This window comes from Fusicatenibacter saccharivorans, from assembly GCF_027667425.1.
Classification (GTDB): domain Bacteria; phylum Bacillota; class Clostridia; order Lachnospirales; family Lachnospiraceae; genus Fusicatenibacter; species Fusicatenibacter saccharivorans.
Genome location: NZ_JAQEGR010000010.1, coordinates 70,291 through 88,435, shown reverse-complemented (window position 1 = coordinate 88,435; position 18,145 = coordinate 70,291). Strand labels below are relative to the sequence as shown.

The following is an 18,145-nucleotide window of genomic DNA, read 5'->3' as shown; positions in this document are numbered from 1 at the left end:
CGTATGATAAAGGTAAATTACCGGGCACTTGGAATGCTCTCGACAAACTGCTACGTTGTGGAAAATCCGGACAGCCAGAAGGTGCTGATCGTGGACCCGGGCGATTCGCCGCTGGAGATTGAACGCCAGATCGACGAGATCGACGGCGACCCGGAGGCCATTCTGCTGACCCATGGCCATTTCGACCATATGCTGGCAGCGGATGCACTGCGGAAAAAGTACCATATCCCGGTCTATGTCCATGAAAAAGAGCAGCACCTGCTGGGGGATCCAAAGAAAAATCTTTCCGGGCTCTGGAGCAAACCGTACACGATGCAGGCGGACAAAACCGTAAAAGAGGGCGATGTGCTGCATCTCGCAGACTTTGAAATCCACGTTCTTGCGACACCGGGGCACACGGCAGGCGGTGTCTGCTACTATATTCCGGCAGAGAAAGCACTTTTTTCCGGTGATACGCTGTTCTGCGAGTCCTACGGAAGATACGACTTCCCGACATCCTCCGGCAGAGAGCTGATCGCGTCGGCCAAGCGCCTGTTAAAAGAGCTTCCCGGGGATGTGACCGTGTATCCGGGCCACAACGATGAAACTACGATTGAACATGAAAAGAGGTACAATCCCCTTGCTTAATATCAGCCTTTGTTTTAACAGAAAAGATTTTGAATACGATGTGTATTCCCTGATCAAGGCATTCTATCCGGGCTGTGAGATTACCTCATGGTACGAAGAGGATGGGGCGCCGGACGGGGAATTTGCATATTATGATAAGATCCTGTACGCGGCAGACCAGATCTGCTTTTCCATAGAAAATGAGAAGCACGAAGAGCTTTCTGCCGCGTGTGAGGCGGTGGAATATGAAAAAGACCGCCACGAAACGAAAAATGTCCTGAAACGGATGGTCTATCGCACGCTCTCGAAAGTGAGCGGAAAAGAACTTCCGTGGGGCGACCTTACCGGCATCCGTCCGACGAAAATTCCGATGAAGATGCTGGAAGAGGGCAAAACAAATGTAGAGATTGCGAAATACATGCGCGAGACCTACTACACCAGCCCGGAAAAGACGGCACTTGCAATCACGATTGCCAACCGGGAAAAGGACATTTTAAAGACGATCGACTACGAACACGGTTACAGCCTGTACATCGGCATCCCGTTCTGTCCGAGCATCTGCCTGTACTGTTCCTTCGGCTCCCATGTGTTAAGCCGCTGGGAGCATATGGTAGATCCGTATCTCGATGCACTGATCAAAGAACTGATCTTTATCAGTGAGAACATGAAGGATTACACCCTTGATACGATCTACATCGGAGGCGGTACGCCGACCACGCTGAATGCGGCACAGATGGAGCGCCTGCTCACGAAAGTGACAGAGCTCTTCCCGATGGAGCAGGTGCAGGAGTTCACCGTGGAGGCAGGACGGCCGGATACGATCAATGAGGAGGTCTTAAAAGCCATCCGCAAATTCCCGGTCACCCGTATTTCGATCAATCCACAGACCATGAACCAGGAAACGCTGGATCTGATCGGACGCCACCATACCGTGGAGGAGATCGAGGAGAAGTTCCGTATGGCGCGTTCCCTTGGATTTGACAACATCAACATGGATCTGATCGTCGGTCTGCCGGGCGAGGACAAGGAAAAAGTGGCGCATACGTTGGAAAAAGTGGAAGCGCTGAATCCGGATTCCCTGACCGTCCATTCCCTTGCGTTAAAGCGTGCAACGAGACTCAACCTGTTCAAAGACAAATATCAGGAAATCTCGTTTGAAAACTCTGCCGAGATCATGAAAATGACGATGGACAGCGCACACCGCATGGAGATGGGACCGTATTACATGTACCGCCAGAAAAATATGGCGGGTAACTTTGAGAATGTCGGCTACTCCCGCGAAGGAAAAGCAGGTATCTACAACATCCTCATTATGGAGGAAAAACAGTCCATTCTGGCCGCGGGAGCCGGAGCGTCCACGAAATTCGTGTTTGAACACGGAGAGCGCATTGAGCGGGTGGAGAACGTGAAGGATCTGAAAAACTACGTGGAGCGTATCGATGAAATGATCGAGAGAAAACGTATCGGAATGGAGAAGTATCTGCCAAAATGAAAGAAAATTCCAGTCAGCAGCTTCACATGCTGCGCTATACCCTGACCGAGCAGCTCATCCATGGCATGGAAGTGAGCAATTTAGCTTACGATCTTGCGCGGGAACTTGGGTATGAGAAAGAAATCTGCTATGAGCTTGCAAAAGCGGGCGTTCTCCACGATATCGGAAAGATTGTACTGGAGAATTACGTAGAAGAACAGGATACACTCGTCGTCGAGGAGATGCGCTTTGTGCGGACCCATTCCACACTGGGCTATGAACTCCTGCAGGGACGCGGCTACTCCGATTTTGTGCTGGAGAGTATTCTGTATCACCATGAAAATTATGACGGAACCGGGTATCCGGCCAATCTGGCGGGAGAAAAGATTCCGTTTGGGGCGCGTATCTTACGCATCTGTGATGTGTACTGCGCGCTGACCTCCGACCGCCCGTACCGGAGTGCGTTTACGCGGAAACAGGCGATGGAGCTTATGACAGAAGAAGTCAAAAATTTCGATCTGAAAATGTTCCTGGCATTTCAGAGAGTGATCCACAGCGGCAGCCGGAAAGCGATCGAGCTTTCTGATGTCGATGAATTGATCCGGGAAATCATAAAGGAGAAAACAGAAAATGGCATTAAAAAAGAAACCGGTTACCGGAATGAAAGATATTTTACCGAAAGAAATGGCAATCCGTGACTATGTGATCCGTCTGATCAAGGAAACTTACGGAACCTTCGGCTTTACCTCCATGGAGACCCCATGCGTGGAGCACATCGAAAACCTGAACAGCAAACAGGGCGGCGAGAATGAGAAACTGATTTTCAAGATCTTAAAAAGAGGAGAGAAGCTGAAACTCGAGACCGCTGAGAAAGAAAACGATCTCGTAGACAGCGGCCTGCGTTATGACCTGACCGTTCCGCTCTGCCGTTACTATTCCAACAACGCAAACGAGCTTCCGTCCCCGTTCAAAGCACTTCAGATGGGAAATGTATGGCGTGCAGACCGTCCGCAGAGAGGAAGATACCGCCAGTTCATGCAGTGCGATATCGATATCCTCGGCGAGCCGACCAACCTCGCAGAGATTGAGCTGATCCTTGCTACCACCACACTGCTTGGAAAACTGGACTTCAAGAACTTTACGATCCGTATCAATGACCGCCGCATCTTAAAAGCAATGGCAGCCTACAGCGGATTCCCGGAGGAGTCCTATGACACCGTATTTATTATCCTCGATAAGATGGATAAAATCGGTTTTGAGGGCGTTGCCAAAGAGCTCGAGGAAGCCGGCTTTGCAAAAGAGTCCGTAGAGAAATACCTGAAAATGTTCGAGGAGATCACCCCGGATACCGCAGGCGTAGAGTACTGCCGTGAGAAACTCGAGGGATTCCTTGACAAAGAGTACGCAGACGGCCTGAAGACCATCATCGACAGTGTTAATGCCGTGAAGACCGCAGAATTCAAGATCGCTTTCGATCCGACTCTGGTGCGCGGAATGTCCTACTATACCGGACCGATCTTCGAGATCGCTATGGATGAGTACGGCGGATCTGTCGGAGGCGGCGGACGCTACGATGAAATGATCGGAAAATTCACCGGAAACCAGACCTGCGCATGCGGATTCTCCATCGGATTTGAGCGTATCGTTATGCTTCTGCTTGAGAGAGATTACCAGATCCCGGGCGCGCAGAAGAAAAAAGCGTACCTGATCGAGAAAAACATGCCGGCAGAGGGAATGCAGAAGATCATTCAGCAGGCGACAAAAGAGAGAAGTGAAGGCACGGCCATCAACATCGCCGTGATGAAAAAGAACAAGAAATTCCAGAAAGAGCAGCTTGCCAGCGAGGGCTACACTGAGATCGAAGAATTTTTTGTTGACAAAATGTAAGGAATATCCAATAATAGTAATCGCATGAAAAAACGATGTGCTGCGGATGCAGATTCTTTGTGTCCGCAGTTCCAAATAGGAGGAACAAGAAAATGGCTGAATCCATGAAAGGCCTGAAGAGAACCTGCCGCTGTGCGGAAGTCACAAAAGCAGATATCGGAAAAAAAGTAACCCTGATGGGCTGGGTACAGAAGAGCCGTAATAAAGGCGGAATTATTTTCGTCGATCTGCGTGACAGAAGCGGTATTATGCAGATTATCTTTGAGAACGGCCCGATCAGTGAGGAAGGTTTTGAGAAAGCAGCAAAACTGCGCAGCGAGTTCGTCATTGCCGTAGAAGGTGAAGTTATGGCCCGCTCCGGTGCTATCAATGAAAATCTGGCAACAGGAGAGCTCGAAGTAAAGGCTGAGTCCTTACGCATTCTTTCCGAGGCAGAAACCCCGCCGTTCCCGATCGAGGAGGATTCCAAGACGAGAGAAGAGCTCCGTCTGAAATACCGTTACCTGGATCTGCGCCGACCGGATATCCAGAGAAACCTGATTATGAGAAGCAAGGTGGCAATGCTCACCCGTGAGTTCATGTCAAAAGAAGGTTTTCTTGAGATCGAAACCCCGATGCTGACCAAATCCACACCGGAAGGCGCCAGAGACTATCTGGTACCGAGCCGTGTTCATCCGGGCAGCTTCTATGCACTGCCGCAGTCTCCGCAGCTGTTCAAACAGCTTCTGATGTGCTCCGGCTATGACCGCTATATCCAGATTGTAAAATGTTTCCGTGACGAGGACCTGCGTGCTGACCGTCAGCCGGAGTTCACCCAGATCGATATGGAGCTTGCTTTCGTTGATGTAGATGATGTTATCGATGTCAATGAGAGACTGCTGGCACACCTGTTCAAAGAGGTGCTCGGCGTTGAGGTACAGCTCCCGATCCAGAGAATGACCTGGAAAGAGGCTATGAACCGTTTCGGTTCCGACAAACCGGACCTGCGTTTCGGTATGGAGCTGGTTGATGTTTCCGAGACCGTAAAAGATACCGAGTTCGTTGTATTTAAGGGCGCACTTGAAAACGGCGGTTCTGTCCGCGGTATTAACGCAAAGGGACAGGGCGCAATGCCGAGAAAGAAAATCGACAAGCTCGTTGAGTTTGCGAAAGGTTACGGTGCAAAAGGTCTTGCATACATTGCAATCCATGAGGATGGAAGCTGGAAATCTTCCTTCTCCAAATTTATGACAGAGGAGCAGATGGAAGCCCTCATCAAAGCCATGGACGGACAGGCTGGAGACCTTCTTCTCTTCGCAGCAGACCGCAACAAGATTGTTTGGAACGTTCTTGGCGCACTTCGTCTGGAACTGGCAGAGCAGATGGGACTTCTCGACAAGAACGAATACCGTTTCGTATGGATTACCGAGTTCCCGCTTCTGGAGTGGTCCGATGAGGAGAACCGTTTCACCGCAATGCATCACCCGTTCACCATGCCGATGGACGAGGATCTGCCGCTTCTGGATACCGATCCGGGCGCAGTTCGTGCAAAAGCTTACGATATCGTCCTGAACGGCACTGAGATCGGAGGAGGAAGCGTTCGTATTCACCAGAACGATGTGCAGGAGAAGATGTTTGAGATGCTTGGTTTCACAAAGGAACAGGCACATGAGCGATTTGGTTTCCTTCTGGATGCTTTCAAATACGGAGTTCCGCCTCACGCCGGACTGGCTTACGGACTGGACCGTCTCGTTATGCTGATGGCAAAAGAGGACAGCATCCGCGACGTCATCGCATTCCCGAAGGTAAAAGATGCTTCCTGTCTGATGACCGAGGCTCCGTCACCGGTTGACGCAGCACAGCTGGAAGAGCTTGGTCTTGAGGTTGAGCCGCAGGCTGAGGAAGAGACAACAGAAGAGTAAAGAAAATTTTGTAATTTACAGGACAGACAATTTTGCAGAAGTGCAGCGTTGTCTGTCCTTTTTTAGGTTTCACTCGATCGGTGTAAAGAAAAACTTAAGAAATTCTTCCACGTCTTCCCCGTTGTTTTGCTGGAAAAAAGTGCTACAATATGGTTTGTAAGAAAGATACGGAAACATCCACAGCAAGTGGAACACATAGAGAAAAAGACAAGGAGGGATCACGATGTTAGTTACATTAGTCATGCTGGCAACCTGTTTTGGTCTGCTCTGCGGAATTGGAATTTTATTTGGGATCGTCGGACTGCTGCTGAAATTTGGAGGAAAAGTCCTCGGCGCATGCGCCACTATTCTTCTCCCGATCGGCGTGATCTGGCTTGGATTTAAAATCGTGTTCGCCGTCGTTCCGCTTCTGTTCAAACTGGTCTGTGCAGCGCTGATCTGTTATCTCGTATACCGCATTCTGCGGGAGATGAAACTTGTAGCATAAAAAATAAAATCTAACAGATTCGAAAGAAAACCTGCTTTCCGTCATAAACACGGAGGCAGGTTTTTAATGACAAAAACAAAAATCTATTTTCAGAAAAAGCCAGTATTTGCTAAAAAAAGAGTAAGGAAAAAGTAAGAAAACAAAAAACAAAATGTGATACGATAGAACTAACTTGGGAAAGCAGAAAATTAATTTGTAAAATAGAAAAGTGGGAGGAAGCGTATGAAGAAAAAAGTAATCGCGATTGTGTGTGCAGTCGCAGTGCTGGCGGCAGCCGGAGGGGGAGTGACATGGCATTTCCTTGGAAACAGTACAAAAGAGGACGATAACGTCGTCTATGTCAATACTGTAAAAGCCCTGACCAATCTGGGAACCGGAAATGGAATGGAAAACCGCTATGCCGGTGTTGTGGAGTCGGAAAATACCTGGAAGGTAGAGAAAAACAGCGAGAAAAAGGTAAAGGAAGTTTATGTGGAAGTCGGTCAGGAGGTTCAGGTCGGAACACCGCTGTTCTCCTACGATACCGAGAAATTCCAGAGTGACCTCGAGCAGGCGCAGCTGGATCTGGAACGTATAAACAATGAACTTTCAAGTATGAATACCAATATCGACCAGCTTTACAAAGACAAAAAGCAGGCATCAAAAGACCAGCAGGCAAGCATCACACTGGAAATTCAGGAAGCGGAGCTGGATTTAAAGAAAAAAGAATATGAAGGAAAATCAAAACAGGCGGAGATTGATAAATTAAACGATAACATCACCAATGCGACCGTGATCAGCGAAATCGCCGGTGTTGTAAAATCAATCAACAACGATGACAGCAGCGCCGGCGCTTACTCCGGTGACAACTCCGACAATTCCTTCCTGACCGTTCTTGCAACGGGAGATTTCCGTGTAAAAGGCCAGATCAATGAACAGAATATGAGCGACGGTTCGATTACCGAAGGAAGCCAGGTGATCGTGCATTCTCGTGTAGATGAGAATCAGACCTGGACCGGAACCGTGACAAAGATTGATCGGGAAAATGCACGGACAGGAAGCAATAACGTTTACAGCAGTTCGGGAGACGGTATGACGCAGTCAAGCAACTATCCGTTTTATGTACAGCTCGATGGAACAAATGGCCTGATGCTCGGTCAGCACGTTTACGTAGAGCCGGATGTCGGCCAGCAGGAAGTCAAAACAGGAATCTGGCTGTCTGACTCCTTTATCAACGATGTCGACAGCAATCCTTACGTCTGGGCCGATAATGGAAAAGGCAAACTGGAAAAACGAAGCGTAACCCTTGGAACACACGATGAAAATATGATGGAATATCAGATCACCGACGGCCTTGCAGAAGATGATGCAATCACCTTCCCGGAGGACGGTCTGGAAGAAGGGATGAAGACCGTAGTCAGCACCGACGGATCACTGGGACAGAGCAATCCGGCCGGCGGCGAGGATGACGGAATGGTGGATGACGGTATGCTTGACAACGACGATGGAATGGTCGACGACGGTATGACGCAGGATGAAAACGGCATGGTTGACAATACCATGGACGGCGCAGAGTACAGCGGTGAGGAAGATACAACGAACGTGATCGGCGGCGCCGACAATGGTAAGGCAGAACCGGCAGACACACAGGAAGCCGGATCAGCAGATGACGGGGAGGTGCAGCCGTGATTCTGGAATTAGAGAATATCTGTAAAGAATATATGCAGGGCAAAATCCCGGTTCCGGTTCTGAAAAACATCAACTTCTCCATGGAAGAAGGCGAGTACGTTGCGATCATGGGTCCTTCCGGTTCCGGAAAAACAACACTGATGAATATTGTCGGCTGCCTCGACCAGGCGACGAGCGGACGGCTGATCCTCGACGGACAGGACATCAGCAAATGCAGTGACAATCAGATGTCGGACATCCGCCTGCAGAAAATCGGCTTTGTCTTCCAGAACTTCCAACTCCTTGCAAGACAGAGCGCAATGGAAAATGTATGCCTGCCGTTGACGTACGCGGGCGTGCCGAAAAAAGAGAGAAGAGAGCGGGCAGCGATTGCCCTCGAGCGGGTGGGGCTCGGCGACCGTATGAGTTTCAAACCGACCCAGCTCTCCGGCGGACAGAAACAGCGTGTGGCGATTGCAAGAGCGATCGTCAACCATCCGAAAATTCTGCTGGCTGATGAGCCGACCGGAGCGCTCGACTCCCATTCCGGCGAGCAGGTCATGGAGCTGTTCCAGAGCCTGAACGATGAGGGCGTCAGCATCTTGATGATTACGCATGACGCGGAGATCGCATCGATGGCACAGCGCACCGTGGAGATCCGCGACGGAATGATGAAATCGAAGGAGGTGGCCGAAGCATGAAAAAAGGAAAAGCCGCAAAGAAAGCAGCGATTGCAGTCGTGACAGCGGTTGCCGTGGGTGGCGTAAGTGTCGGCGGCTATTATGGGATTCGCCAGGCGCAGAAGACAACCGTAAAAGTGTATCCGGTCAGTGACTTTACGAGTGGATACTGGGGAGACAGCATGAACATGGAAGGCCAGATCACCTCGACGGCTTCCCAGAACATCTATCTTTCCGACAGCCAGACCATTTCCCAGGTTCTCGTCAAAGAGGGCGATGTGGTAAATGCCGGAGACACGCTGATGACATACGATACCAGCATGATCGAGCTGGATCTGGAAACGCAGCAGTTACAGCTTGCACAGACAAAGCTGAAAATCCAGCAGAGTGAAAAAGAACTGGAAAAGCTGAAAAAGACAAAACCGGTATCGGATACGCCGCTGAATCCGGTGGAGCCGGATTTCCCGGATTTCCCGGATTTTCCAGATGAACCCATCGATCCGGATTTCCCGGACGAACCGATTCCGACCCCAGAACCGGAGCCGACGTACGAGGATGCTGTTCTGTACAGCAGTACGAATAAGCTTGTATTTGGTTCCAAACCATACAAAGGAGAAGGAACGCAGGAAGACCCATACACCTATCTCTGCGCACCGGGAACAGTCCTAACAGGCGGATTCCTGAATCAGATGGCAGGATACGCGGATGAAAAGGGAACGAAAAAAGAAGAGGACAGCGAAGGATACTGGTTTCGCCTGGAGATTCATGAGGAAAACAAAGCCGCAGAGGCGCTGGAAACCGTGTGGGAGCAGGATGGAACGAAGATTGCGAAAGTATACGAGACTTCGTATGAAGCAGTCCTGAGTCTGAAAGAATCCGAATCGGCGGATGCACCGGAAATAAAAATCACCACGCCGCTTGCCAACACAGAGGTGGCAGAGGGCGGCGAGCTGAAGCTGAAAATCGGAATCAATGAGAAGAAAGATACCGAAGAGAAGCCGGATGAGAAAGCAGACGATAAAACGGATGATAGAACCGAGAGTCCGTCCGAGGACGATGTGACACAGCCGGGTGAAGCCGGAAATGGAAGCGGTGAGGCAGACGATTCCACAGAAAACACCGAAACGGATGGCACTTACACATACGTCTGGAAACACAACGGAAAGACAATCGACGGAGATTTTAAGGATACTTACACAAAAGAAAACATCACAAAAGAGGATGCCGGAATCTATACAGTAGAAGTGACAGCGAAAAATGACAAGGGTACTTCCATGGCAGTCAGCACTGCAAATGTGGCGGTAAAAGAAGGAACGATTACCCCGACACCAAGTGTAACTCCGACCCCGAGCGTTACGCCGGGACCGAGTGTAACTCCAGAGCCGACCGTCAGCCCGGAACCAAGTACAACACCGATTCCGACCACAGAGCCGGTTCCAACAGAAACTCCGGTGCCGAGCGAGACCCCAGTTCCGACGGAAACGCCGACGCCGACTGAAGCCCCGGCAGAACCGGAAGCGGAACCGCAGAGCGAAGATGCGCCGGAAGCAGTGCAGACGACAGCAAAAACCGTATTCTACGGTGAAAAAGCATCGGTACAGTCCCTCTTTACATCATCCACAGGAAGCAGCGCAAATAACAATACTTCTTCCGGTGATGATACCCAGATGACCTACACAAAAGATGAGTTGAAAAAAGCCATCAGCGAAAAAGAAAGCCAGATCCGTAATCTGAAGCTTGATCAGAAGGAAGAGGAACTCAAAGTCAAAAATACGCAGAAATCCCTGGATTCCCAGACCGTAAAAGCGACGATCAGCGGTGTGGTAAAGAAGGTTGGAAATGCAGAAAACCCGTCCAACGACGGAAGCGCCTTTATCCAGGTCAGTGGAAACGAAGGTCTGTACGTGCGCGGCTACTTAAGCGAGACGTATCTCGATCAGGTAAAAGTCGGCGATGAACTTAACGTGACTTCCTGGTCTTCGGGTGCTTTTGCAGCGGCAACCGTAACCGAGATTTCTCCGTACCCGACAACAAGCTACATGTCGTACAGCGAGACACCAGCCTCCTTCTATCCGTTCACAGCCGTTATCCCGGAAGGCGGAGAAGGTTTTGAAAACGGTGACTGGATCGAGATTGCAATCACTGTCGGAAACGATGTAGAAAACGGCAACGGCCTGTACGTCAGCAAAGAATTCATCCGCGAGGAAAACGGACAGAAATTCGTTTATATCCGGGATGAAAATGATAAATTAAAGAAACAGAATGTGGTAACCGGAAAACTTCTGTGGGGCAGTTATTACGAAGTGAAGAGCGGTCTTTCCGAAGAGGATTACATTGCATTTCCGTACGGCAAAACCGTGGTGGAAGGCGCAGACACGAAGGAATCCAGTTCATCGGATTATTACAACAGTTAAGGAGGCGCATTATGTTAGAAAATGTAAGACTTTCCTTTCAGGGAATCTGGTCACACAAAATGCGTTCCTTCCTGACGATGCTGGGTATTATCATCGGAATTGCGTCGATCATCTCAATTGTCTCCACGATCAAGGGAACGAATGAGCAGATCAAACAGAACCTGATCGGAGCTGGAAACAACAACGTGACCGTCAGCTTAAAGCAGGGCGACGGCGATTACTGGATGGACAACGGACTGCCAAGCGGCGTGTCGAAACTGTCCGATGATCAGAAAAAGCGGATCCGCGAGCAGGATCAGGTGGAAAATGCATCGTTTTACACCGAAAGAACGTATGTGAGCGGCATCGCAAAAGGAAACACAACACTGGACAGTGCGAAGGCGCTTGGCGTGGATGAAAATTATCTGTCGACGTGCGGATATCAGATTTATCAGGGACGCGGCTTTGTGGAGAGCGATTTCTCGAAGACCCACAAAGTTGTCCTCCTCGACGATACCGCAGTGCTGACACTCTTCCCGGATGAGTCGCCGGTCGGCAAAACGATCGAGATCATGGGAGAGCCGTTCACGGTGATCGGCGTGATCAAAAAAGCCGATTCGTTCCAGCCGGTCATCAATTCCAGAGATGACTACTATACGTACAATCAGGAATCTTATCCGCTGGTGCTGATGCCGGATGTCTGCTGGCCGATCGTATTCCAGTATGATGAACCGGAAAATGCCGTTGTGATGGCAAAAACGACCGAGGATATGAGCACGGTGGGAAAGACAACAGCGGATATCATGAACGAATCCGTGACCAATACAACTGATTCTCTTTCCTATCAGGCAGAGGATCTGCTGGAGAAAGCAAAGAGTCTGCAGGAGTTAGGCCAGAGCACGAACCAGCAGCTGATCTGGATCGCGAGCATTTCGCTTCTGGTCGGCGGTATCGGTGTTATGAATATTATGCTGGTATCTGTAACGGAACGTACAAGCGAGATCGGCCTGAAAAAGGCGATCGGAGCAAGAAAACGCAGAATTCTGTTCCAGTTCCTGACCGAGGCGGCGGTGCTCACCAGCATCGGCGGACTGCTCGGCGTGCTGGGCGGCATTATCATGGCACAGGTGATTTCGAGGGTATCGCAGACGCCTGTGGCGATCAGTATTCCGGCAATCATTTTCTCCGTGGTCTTCTCCATGGTGATCGGTATCGTATTCGGACTGCTGCCGTCGGTAAAAGCAGCGAACCTGAATCCGATCGATGCGCTGCGAAGAGAATAGAACAAAAAAGAGTTGAAAAATCCGTGCGGGTACAGCGTAGGTGCTGGATCCGTGCGGATTTTTTGTGCGGCGTGTGCGGATGAAACTTAAGATCTTTACTTTTTGCGGAAAGTCGGTTATACTGGAAAATAAGCGCAATTTGCGGCGCAGCAAAGAGGCATTCGAGTTTCGGATTCGGTATGTTTATGAAAATATAAGAAAGATTCAAAGACATTTCACATTCGTTTATGGTATAATCAAACAAGAGTATGACCAACGAAAAGGAGTATACGCGAATGAATATTTTGTTTTTTATCACACCGAAAAGTGAAACGGCTTATCTGTATGACGACTGCTCACTTCGGCAGGCCATCGAGAAGATCGAATATCATAAATACACGGCGGTTCCGGTACTGAACAAAAAGGGCTGCTATGTGGGAACACTGACGGAAGGAGATCTGCTCCGCATCATAAAAGAACGGTATCTGCTGAATTACCATGAAGCAGAGGATATCCCGCTCTGGCAGGTTCCGAAACGGTGGAATTATGAGTCCGTCAACATCAACAGCAACATCGAGGACCTGATCGAGATGTCCATGCGGCAGAATTTCGTTCCAGTTGTGGATGACGAGGGAATCTTCATCGGCATCATCCGAAGAAGAGATATCATCCAGTACTGTTATCAGAAAAGCGGCATCAAAGAAGAGGAAGAAGCCCGGCGCAGCGCGCGGAAACAAAACGCAGAACAGATGATTCTGCAGTAAAGAAGAAAATGAGGGAAACATTATGAAAAAACTGATCGATCTTATCCAGGAAGAGCTGGTAAAAGCCTTTACCGCTGCGGAGATGGACCCGTCCTATGCAAGGGTTTCCGTTTCCAACCGCCCGGATCTGTGCGAATACCAGTGCAACGGCGCAATGGCAGCTGCAAAAGCATACCACAAAGCACCGATCCAGCTGGCTGAAGCAGTTGTAGAAAAAGTGACCGATCACAGCGTGATCGGTGAAATTGAAGCCGTAAAACCGGGATTCATCAACCTGAAAATCAACCCGGAATTTCTGGCAGATTATCTTTCCAAAATGCAGAACGATGAAGAGCTTTCTGTAGAGAAAGCAAAAAATCCGAAAACCATCATCGTAGATTACGGCGGAGCAAACGTGGCAAAACCGCTTCACGTCGGCCATCTCCGTTCCGCGATCATCGGCGAGAGCATCAAGCGTATGGGACGCTTCATGGGCCACAACATGATCGGTGACGTTCATCTTGGAGACTGGGGTCTGCAGATGGGACTGATCATCACCGAGCTGCAGGAGCGCCATCCGGAGCTTGTTTATTTTGATGAGTCTTTTACGGGAGAGTACCCGGAGGAAGCACCGTTTACGATCAGCGAGCTCGAGGAGATTTATCCTTGCGCAAGCGGCAAATCGAAAGAGGACGAGGACTATAAGAAACGTGCACTCGAGGCAACGAGAGAGCTGCAGCAGGGCAGAAGAGGATATCGTGCGATCTGGAAACACATTATGAACGTTTCTGTTGCCGATCTGAAAAAGAACTATGGAAACCTCGACGTTCATTTCGATCTGTGGATGGGTGAGTCCGATGCACAGGAGTACATTCCGGACATGGTAGATTACCTGAAAGACAATGGTTATGCACATTATGACCAGGGCGCACTCGTTGTTGATGTCAAAGAAGAGACAGACACAAAAGAGATCCCGCCGTGCATGATCTTAAAATCCGATGGAGCAGCTCTGTATGATACGACAGACCTGGCAACCATCATCCAGCGTATGAAACTGTACAAGCCGGACGAGATCTGCTATCTGGCAGACAAACGTCAGGAGCTTCACTTCGTACAGTGTTTCCGCTGTGCAAGAAAAGCAAAACTGGTGAATGATGATACCGTTCTTTCCTTTATCGGCTTTGGTACCATGAACGGAAAAGACGGAAAACCGTTCAAGACCCGTGAGGGCGGCGTTATGCGTCTGGAGCGTCTGATCGGCGAGATCAACGATGAGATGTATCAGAAGATCGTGGAGAACCGCAGCGTAAAAGATACGGATGCAAGAGGAACGGCACAGATTGTCGGACTGTCTGCTATTAAATACGGTGACCTGTCCAACCAGGCATCGAAAGATTATGTATTCGATGTTGAGAGATTTACTTCCTTCGAGGGAAACACCGGTCCGTACATCCTGTACACGATCGTTCGTACAAAATCCATCCTCGGAAAATATAAAGAAGAGGGAAATGAACTGAAGAAAGGCGCACTTCTGGCACCGAAGAGCGACAGCGAGAAAGCTCTGATGCTTTCCGTATCCCGTTTCAACGGCGTTGTGGAGAACGCATTCGAGGAGAAAGCACCGCATAAGATCTGTGCTTATATCTACGAGCTTGCAAACGAGTTCAACCATTTCTACCACGAGACCAAGATCTTAAGTGAGCAGGATGAGGCAAGAAAAGCATCTTACCTGGCACTGCTGGATCTTGTCCGCGAGGTACTTGAGACCTGCATCGACCTGCTGGGATTCTCGGCACCGGAACGGATGTAAGATTCGTCAAGAGGGAAAAAATAGATAAAAAACAGGCGATTTTTTTGGCAGCCGTCGGCTTCTGTAGTTCTTGCGGAAACGGCGGCTGTTGTGTTATACTTACATCACGATTTTTCATCCGCTTGGACATTCGTCCTGAAAAATCGATTCTATATTACTCTATCGAAGAGCCATTCGGCTCAATTTATATCCATGTACAAAAACAGAATATCGGACTGACAAACACTTTGACGTAAAAAGAGGAGGCGGGATCATTGGAAAAGTAGAACTTCCGGGAGGGAAGTATCGCCTGCTGTCAGTGCTCGGAAGAGGGGCAACGTCTGTCGTTTATCTTGCAGAGAAAACTGGATCCGGAAAGCGGTATGCAGTCAAGGTAAGTATATGTGACAGGGAAAAACTGCGCCGGGAAGCGTTTCTTTTACAGAAGTTTTCATATCCCGGGATTCCCTGTGCGGTGGAACTTCTGGAAAGTGGGACAAAAAGCTTTCTGGTGATGGAAGCTGTAAACGGAAAATCTATCGGACAGCGTATGCGTAAGGGAGAACGGTTTTCCAGCCGGGAAATTCTGAAAACGGGAATTGCCCTGAGCGGGATTCTCTGTTATCTCCATGCACAGAACCCGCCGGTTTTCTACCGGGATCTGAAGCCGGACAACGTGATGATAACAGAGCGTGGTGAAATATACCTTGTGGATTTCGGTGCAGCCGGAACAGAAGAAACGGGTGTGGAAGTCCGTTATGGAACCCGCGGTTATGCAGCGCCGGAGCAGTATGACGGGAAGTGTGACGCCCGTTCCGATCTTTATGCACTCGGCGCACTGCTTGCGGCAATGGCGAAGCATGCGAAAAAGCGGCAGAAAAGAGGACTCTGGCGGGTGATGGAAAAGTGTATGCAGAAAAAGCCGGAGGAGCGGTATGCGTCTGCCGGAGAAGTCAAAAAGGCACTGCGGCGGCTGGAAAGAAAGCAAAAAGGCAGGAAGACTCTGCGGATCTTTGCAGTTTTTGCTTTTCTGACAGGAGGAGCGGCTGCGGTTGCCAGCAGGATGCCATGGGGGCAGTTTCCGGCGGCAGACGAATGGGAGGAGCAGGGAGATCTCTGGTTCTGCGGAAATCCGGTGGAAGAAGGCAGTCTGCCGAACTACCAGAAAGCGCGGGAAGCGTTCTTAAAGGCAGACCATCTCAGTCAGGCGGGGCGTGTGGAGCAGGAACTTGTGGAATACTGTCTGGCGGATGATGCGGCAAGGGAAAAAATGCAGATGGAGCCATTGCTGGCTGAATTTTATGATGACACGCAGCAGGAGCCGGAAAAGGAAAAACGCTGCCGCAGATATCTTGCTGTTGCAGGAATGTATTTCAGTTTTTCCGAAGAACTGGCGCGTGAAAATGACACAGACGCCATGCGGAAAGGAATCGAAGTGCTGGAAAAGGCCGCAGGCGAGAATATGGAGGGGCAGTGGGAGGCGGTTATCTGGCAGAGACTGGCGGATGCGTGCTATCTTGGCGGAAAATCCGGGGATGGGGAAAGAGAACAGGACTGGTGCCAGGAGAGTTTTCTCTATTACGAACGGCTTCTGTGCAGCAGACAGGATGGAAACCGGCGGAAAAATCTGCTCAGGGCCGCAGAGCTGGCACTTCAGTTCGACATGCAGGAAAAAGCAGAACAGTACCTCAACGAGGCCGCAGAAATTCCGGGAATGGAGGAGGATATTTTTTATCAGCAGATCAGAAAAAGATGGGAGGAAGCAGGATGAGAAAAAAGACCATATGCGCAATGATGACAGGATTCCTGGCAGTCCAGGGAATCGAAGTCCACGCGGAGACACAGCAGACGACAGGCGAGGCCGCAAGTGCGGTGGAAAGCGTGGAATTAGAAGCTGAAATCATCGAGAACAGTGATGTGACAGATGCAGACGGGAAAGCCGGACCGGAGGAACTGCTGCCGGACGAAAAGTCAGAAGAAGAACCGCCTATAGAAGAGAAACCAGAGCAGGAACCAGAGCCGCCGGAAGAGAAAACAGATCCGGCAGAGACCGGAAAGAAAGAGAAAGAAGGAGAAGAAAAAATGCTTCCCCCGACGGTAATTCCGGATCCGGAGAAAGAACCAGCGGAAAGGTGGGAAGAAGAGGAGAAAGAAATTTCGGAAGATTCAGAATCGGGGAAGCCAGGAGAATTGCCGGAGGCAGGAGATATGGGTTCCGGGGAATCGGAATCAGAGGAAGGATGTGAAGAAACAGATACAAAAGAATCAGAGACAGAAGAGTCAGATTCGGAGAGAACGGATTTTGGAGAAATGGACACAGAAAAACCAGATTATGAAGATACAGGTTCAGAAAAATCCGGAACGGAAAATTTGATGCCAGAAGATCCGGAACCGGAAAAGCCTGATATGGAAGAAACGAAGCAGGAATCTCCGTCAACCGAAAAAGAGTCAGAAAATCAAACCTCGGAAACAAAAGCACCAGAAAAAGAGGAGCCTACCGTAATGCCAGATGCCGGAAAGTCAAACACAGAAAAGCAGGAACAAACGGGGCCCGGGCAATCGTCTCCGGAGAAAGAAGAACTCAAAACAGACGAACAGCTGCCCGTTGCTGCAGCCACGCCCGAGGAGGTGACCCAAGATCCAGATGATATTCCGCTACAAACAGAAGAAAGCAGTCCTCCGCCTGCCGAAACTCCATCTAAGAGTGCCGGGGAGGAGCCATCTCAAATACGGCCGCAGATCATCGCCGATTTCGTATTATCACAGATAGCAGACGAAGATTTCGAAGCGCCGAACCCCCTGATTATCCGCCCGGCCGACACCAGCGTCGAAATAGATCCCGGTTATACCCCGGAAATTCTGCTCGAGGGAGCCGCCGACACGGCTGAAATTCTTTCCTGCATGGTAAATGGCTCCGAAGCCGAATACGAATGGAAAGAAAACAAAATCTGTCTGAAAGCCGAGAGCCTTTCCGAAGGCTACAACCGCATCACTGTAAAAGTGCGTGGCGCAGACGGCATTGTACGAACCATGAAACCGTGGGAAGTCAACGTGAAACCAAAAACTTCCACACTTGTCAGCCAAAGAACCAGCCAGAAACCAAAAGGAACCCGCCTCTTGCAGTCCTTAAGGCGCCTCTGGAACCTGATTCGTGCCATTGCCGAAATTCAGAATCAGACCACCCGCTATCTGCGTGCACTCTGCAGAAAATAGCCTGATCCGGTTTTGTTTGTATTTCTAATTTCGATATGCTAGAATAAAAGACATGTCATACGATAA

Annotated in this window: 14 protein-coding genes; all 14 read left to right on the top strand. The window is 49.8% G+C overall.

The genetic code is table 11. From position 1 onward, the window contains the following. Nucleotides 1-3: 3 nt before the first annotated feature. On the top strand, nt 4-627 hold the full coding sequence (locus PGS38_RS10845) for an MBL fold metallo-hydrolase (protein WP_055227612.1): 624 nt from the start codon (nt 4-6) through the stop codon (nt 625-627). Beyond that, entirely contained in the window at nt 599-2,098 is a 1,500-nt protein-coding gene (gene hemZ, locus PGS38_RS10840) for a coproporphyrinogen dehydrogenase HemZ (RefSeq protein ID WP_055227610.1), read from the top strand. The genes PGS38_RS10845 and hemZ overlap by 29 nt, the downstream gene beginning before the upstream one ends. Continuing rightward, nucleotides 2,095-2,775 (top strand): HD-GYP domain-containing protein, encoded by a 681-nt coding sequence (locus tag PGS38_RS10835; RefSeq protein WP_070103204.1) that lies wholly within the window; start codon nt 2,095-2,097, stop codon nt 2,773-2,775. Before hemZ ends, PGS38_RS10835 begins: the two co-directional genes overlap by 4 nt. Further along, nucleotides 2,708-3,964, top strand: coding sequence for a histidine--tRNA ligase (hisS, locus tag PGS38_RS10830; RefSeq protein WP_055227609.1), 1,257 nt, complete (start codon nt 2,708-2,710; stop codon nt 3,962-3,964). The genes PGS38_RS10835 and hisS overlap by 68 nt, the downstream gene beginning before the upstream one ends. Before the next feature lie 92 nt (nt 3,965-4,056). Then, nucleotides 4,057-5,865, top strand: coding sequence for an aspartate--tRNA ligase (gene aspS, locus PGS38_RS10825; protein ID WP_118640221.1), 1,809 nt, complete (start codon nt 4,057-4,059; stop codon nt 5,863-5,865). Between the two features lie 223 nt (nt 5,866-6,088). After that, the gene (locus PGS38_RS10820) at nt 6,089-6,352 is read left to right on the top strand and encodes a hypothetical protein (RefSeq protein ID WP_022461142.1); all 264 of its coding nucleotides are present in this window, start codon (nt 6,089-6,091) and stop codon (nt 6,350-6,352) included. 222 nt (nt 6,353-6,574) lie between these two features. After that, on the top strand, nt 6,575-8,020 hold the full coding sequence (locus PGS38_RS10815; protein ID WP_118640222.1) for an efflux RND transporter periplasmic adaptor subunit: 1,446 nt from the start codon (nt 6,575-6,577) through the stop codon (nt 8,018-8,020). After that, the gene (locus tag PGS38_RS10810; RefSeq protein ID WP_117801729.1) at nt 8,017-8,700 is read left to right on the top strand and encodes an ABC transporter ATP-binding protein; all 684 of its coding nucleotides are present in this window, start codon (nt 8,017-8,019) and stop codon (nt 8,698-8,700) included. Before PGS38_RS10815 ends, PGS38_RS10810 begins: the two co-directional genes overlap by 4 nt. Then, the gene (locus PGS38_RS10805; protein WP_118640223.1) at nt 8,697-11,093 is read left to right on the top strand and encodes an efflux RND transporter periplasmic adaptor subunit; all 2,397 of its coding nucleotides are present in this window, start codon (nt 8,697-8,699) and stop codon (nt 11,091-11,093) included. The genes PGS38_RS10810 and PGS38_RS10805 overlap by 4 nt, the downstream gene beginning before the upstream one ends. An 11-nt stretch (nt 11,094-11,104) precedes the next feature. Further along, entirely contained in the window at nt 11,105-12,355 is a 1,251-nt protein-coding gene (locus PGS38_RS10800) for an ABC transporter permease (RefSeq protein ID WP_055219448.1), read from the top strand. A gap of 275 nt (nt 12,356-12,630) precedes the next feature. Continuing rightward, complete coding sequence (locus tag PGS38_RS10795; protein ID WP_022461147.1) at nt 12,631-13,098, top strand: CBS domain-containing protein; 468 nt, start codon at nt 12,631-12,633, stop codon at nt 13,096-13,098. 22 nt (nt 13,099-13,120) lie between these two features. Next, entirely contained in the window at nt 13,121-14,887 is a 1,767-nt protein-coding gene (gene argS, locus PGS38_RS10790) for an arginine--tRNA ligase (RefSeq protein WP_117509243.1), read from the top strand. Nucleotides 14,888-15,029: 142 nt separating this feature from the next. Then, nucleotides 15,030-16,637 (top strand): serine/threonine protein kinase, encoded by a 1,608-nt coding sequence (locus tag PGS38_RS10785; protein ID WP_117509242.1) that lies wholly within the window; start codon nt 15,030-15,032, stop codon nt 16,635-16,637. Then, a complete protein-coding gene (locus PGS38_RS10780; protein ID WP_022461150.1) occupies nt 16,634-18,079 on the top strand; it encodes a prolipoprotein diacylglyceryl transferase in 1,446 nt (481 codons plus the stop codon). Before PGS38_RS10785 ends, PGS38_RS10780 begins: the two co-directional genes overlap by 4 nt. Nucleotides 18,080-18,145 lie beyond the last annotated feature (66 nt).

Coding starts and splice junctions, on each gene's coding strand:
- PGS38_RS10845 (WP_055227612.1), top strand. CDS start 4: ATGATAAAGGTAAATTACCGGGCACTTGGAATGCTCTCGACAAACTGC.
- hemZ (WP_055227610.1), top strand. CDS start 599: ATGAAAAGAGGTACAATCCCCTTGCTTAATATCAGCCTTTGTTTTAAC.
- PGS38_RS10835 (WP_070103204.1), top strand. CDS start 2,095: ATGAAAGAAAATTCCAGTCAGCAGCTTCACATGCTGCGCTATACCCTG.
- hisS (WP_055227609.1), top strand. CDS start 2,708: ATGGCATTAAAAAAGAAACCGGTTACCGGAATGAAAGATATTTTACCG.
- aspS (WP_118640221.1), top strand. CDS start 4,057: ATGGCTGAATCCATGAAAGGCCTGAAGAGAACCTGCCGCTGTGCGGAA.
- PGS38_RS10820 (WP_022461142.1), top strand. CDS start 6,089: ATGTTAGTTACATTAGTCATGCTGGCAACCTGTTTTGGTCTGCTCTGC.
- PGS38_RS10815 (WP_118640222.1), top strand. CDS start 6,575: ATGAAGAAAAAAGTAATCGCGATTGTGTGTGCAGTCGCAGTGCTGGCG.
- PGS38_RS10805 (WP_118640223.1), top strand. CDS start 8,697: ATGAAAAAAGGAAAAGCCGCAAAGAAAGCAGCGATTGCAGTCGTGACA.
- PGS38_RS10800 (WP_055219448.1), top strand. CDS start 11,105: ATGTTAGAAAATGTAAGACTTTCCTTTCAGGGAATCTGGTCACACAAA.
- PGS38_RS10795 (WP_022461147.1), top strand. CDS start 12,631: ATGAATATTTTGTTTTTTATCACACCGAAAAGTGAAACGGCTTATCTG.
- argS (WP_117509243.1), top strand. CDS start 13,121: ATGAAAAAACTGATCGATCTTATCCAGGAAGAGCTGGTAAAAGCCTTT.
- PGS38_RS10780 (WP_022461150.1), top strand. CDS start 16,634: ATGAGAAAAAAGACCATATGCGCAATGATGACAGGATTCCTGGCAGTC.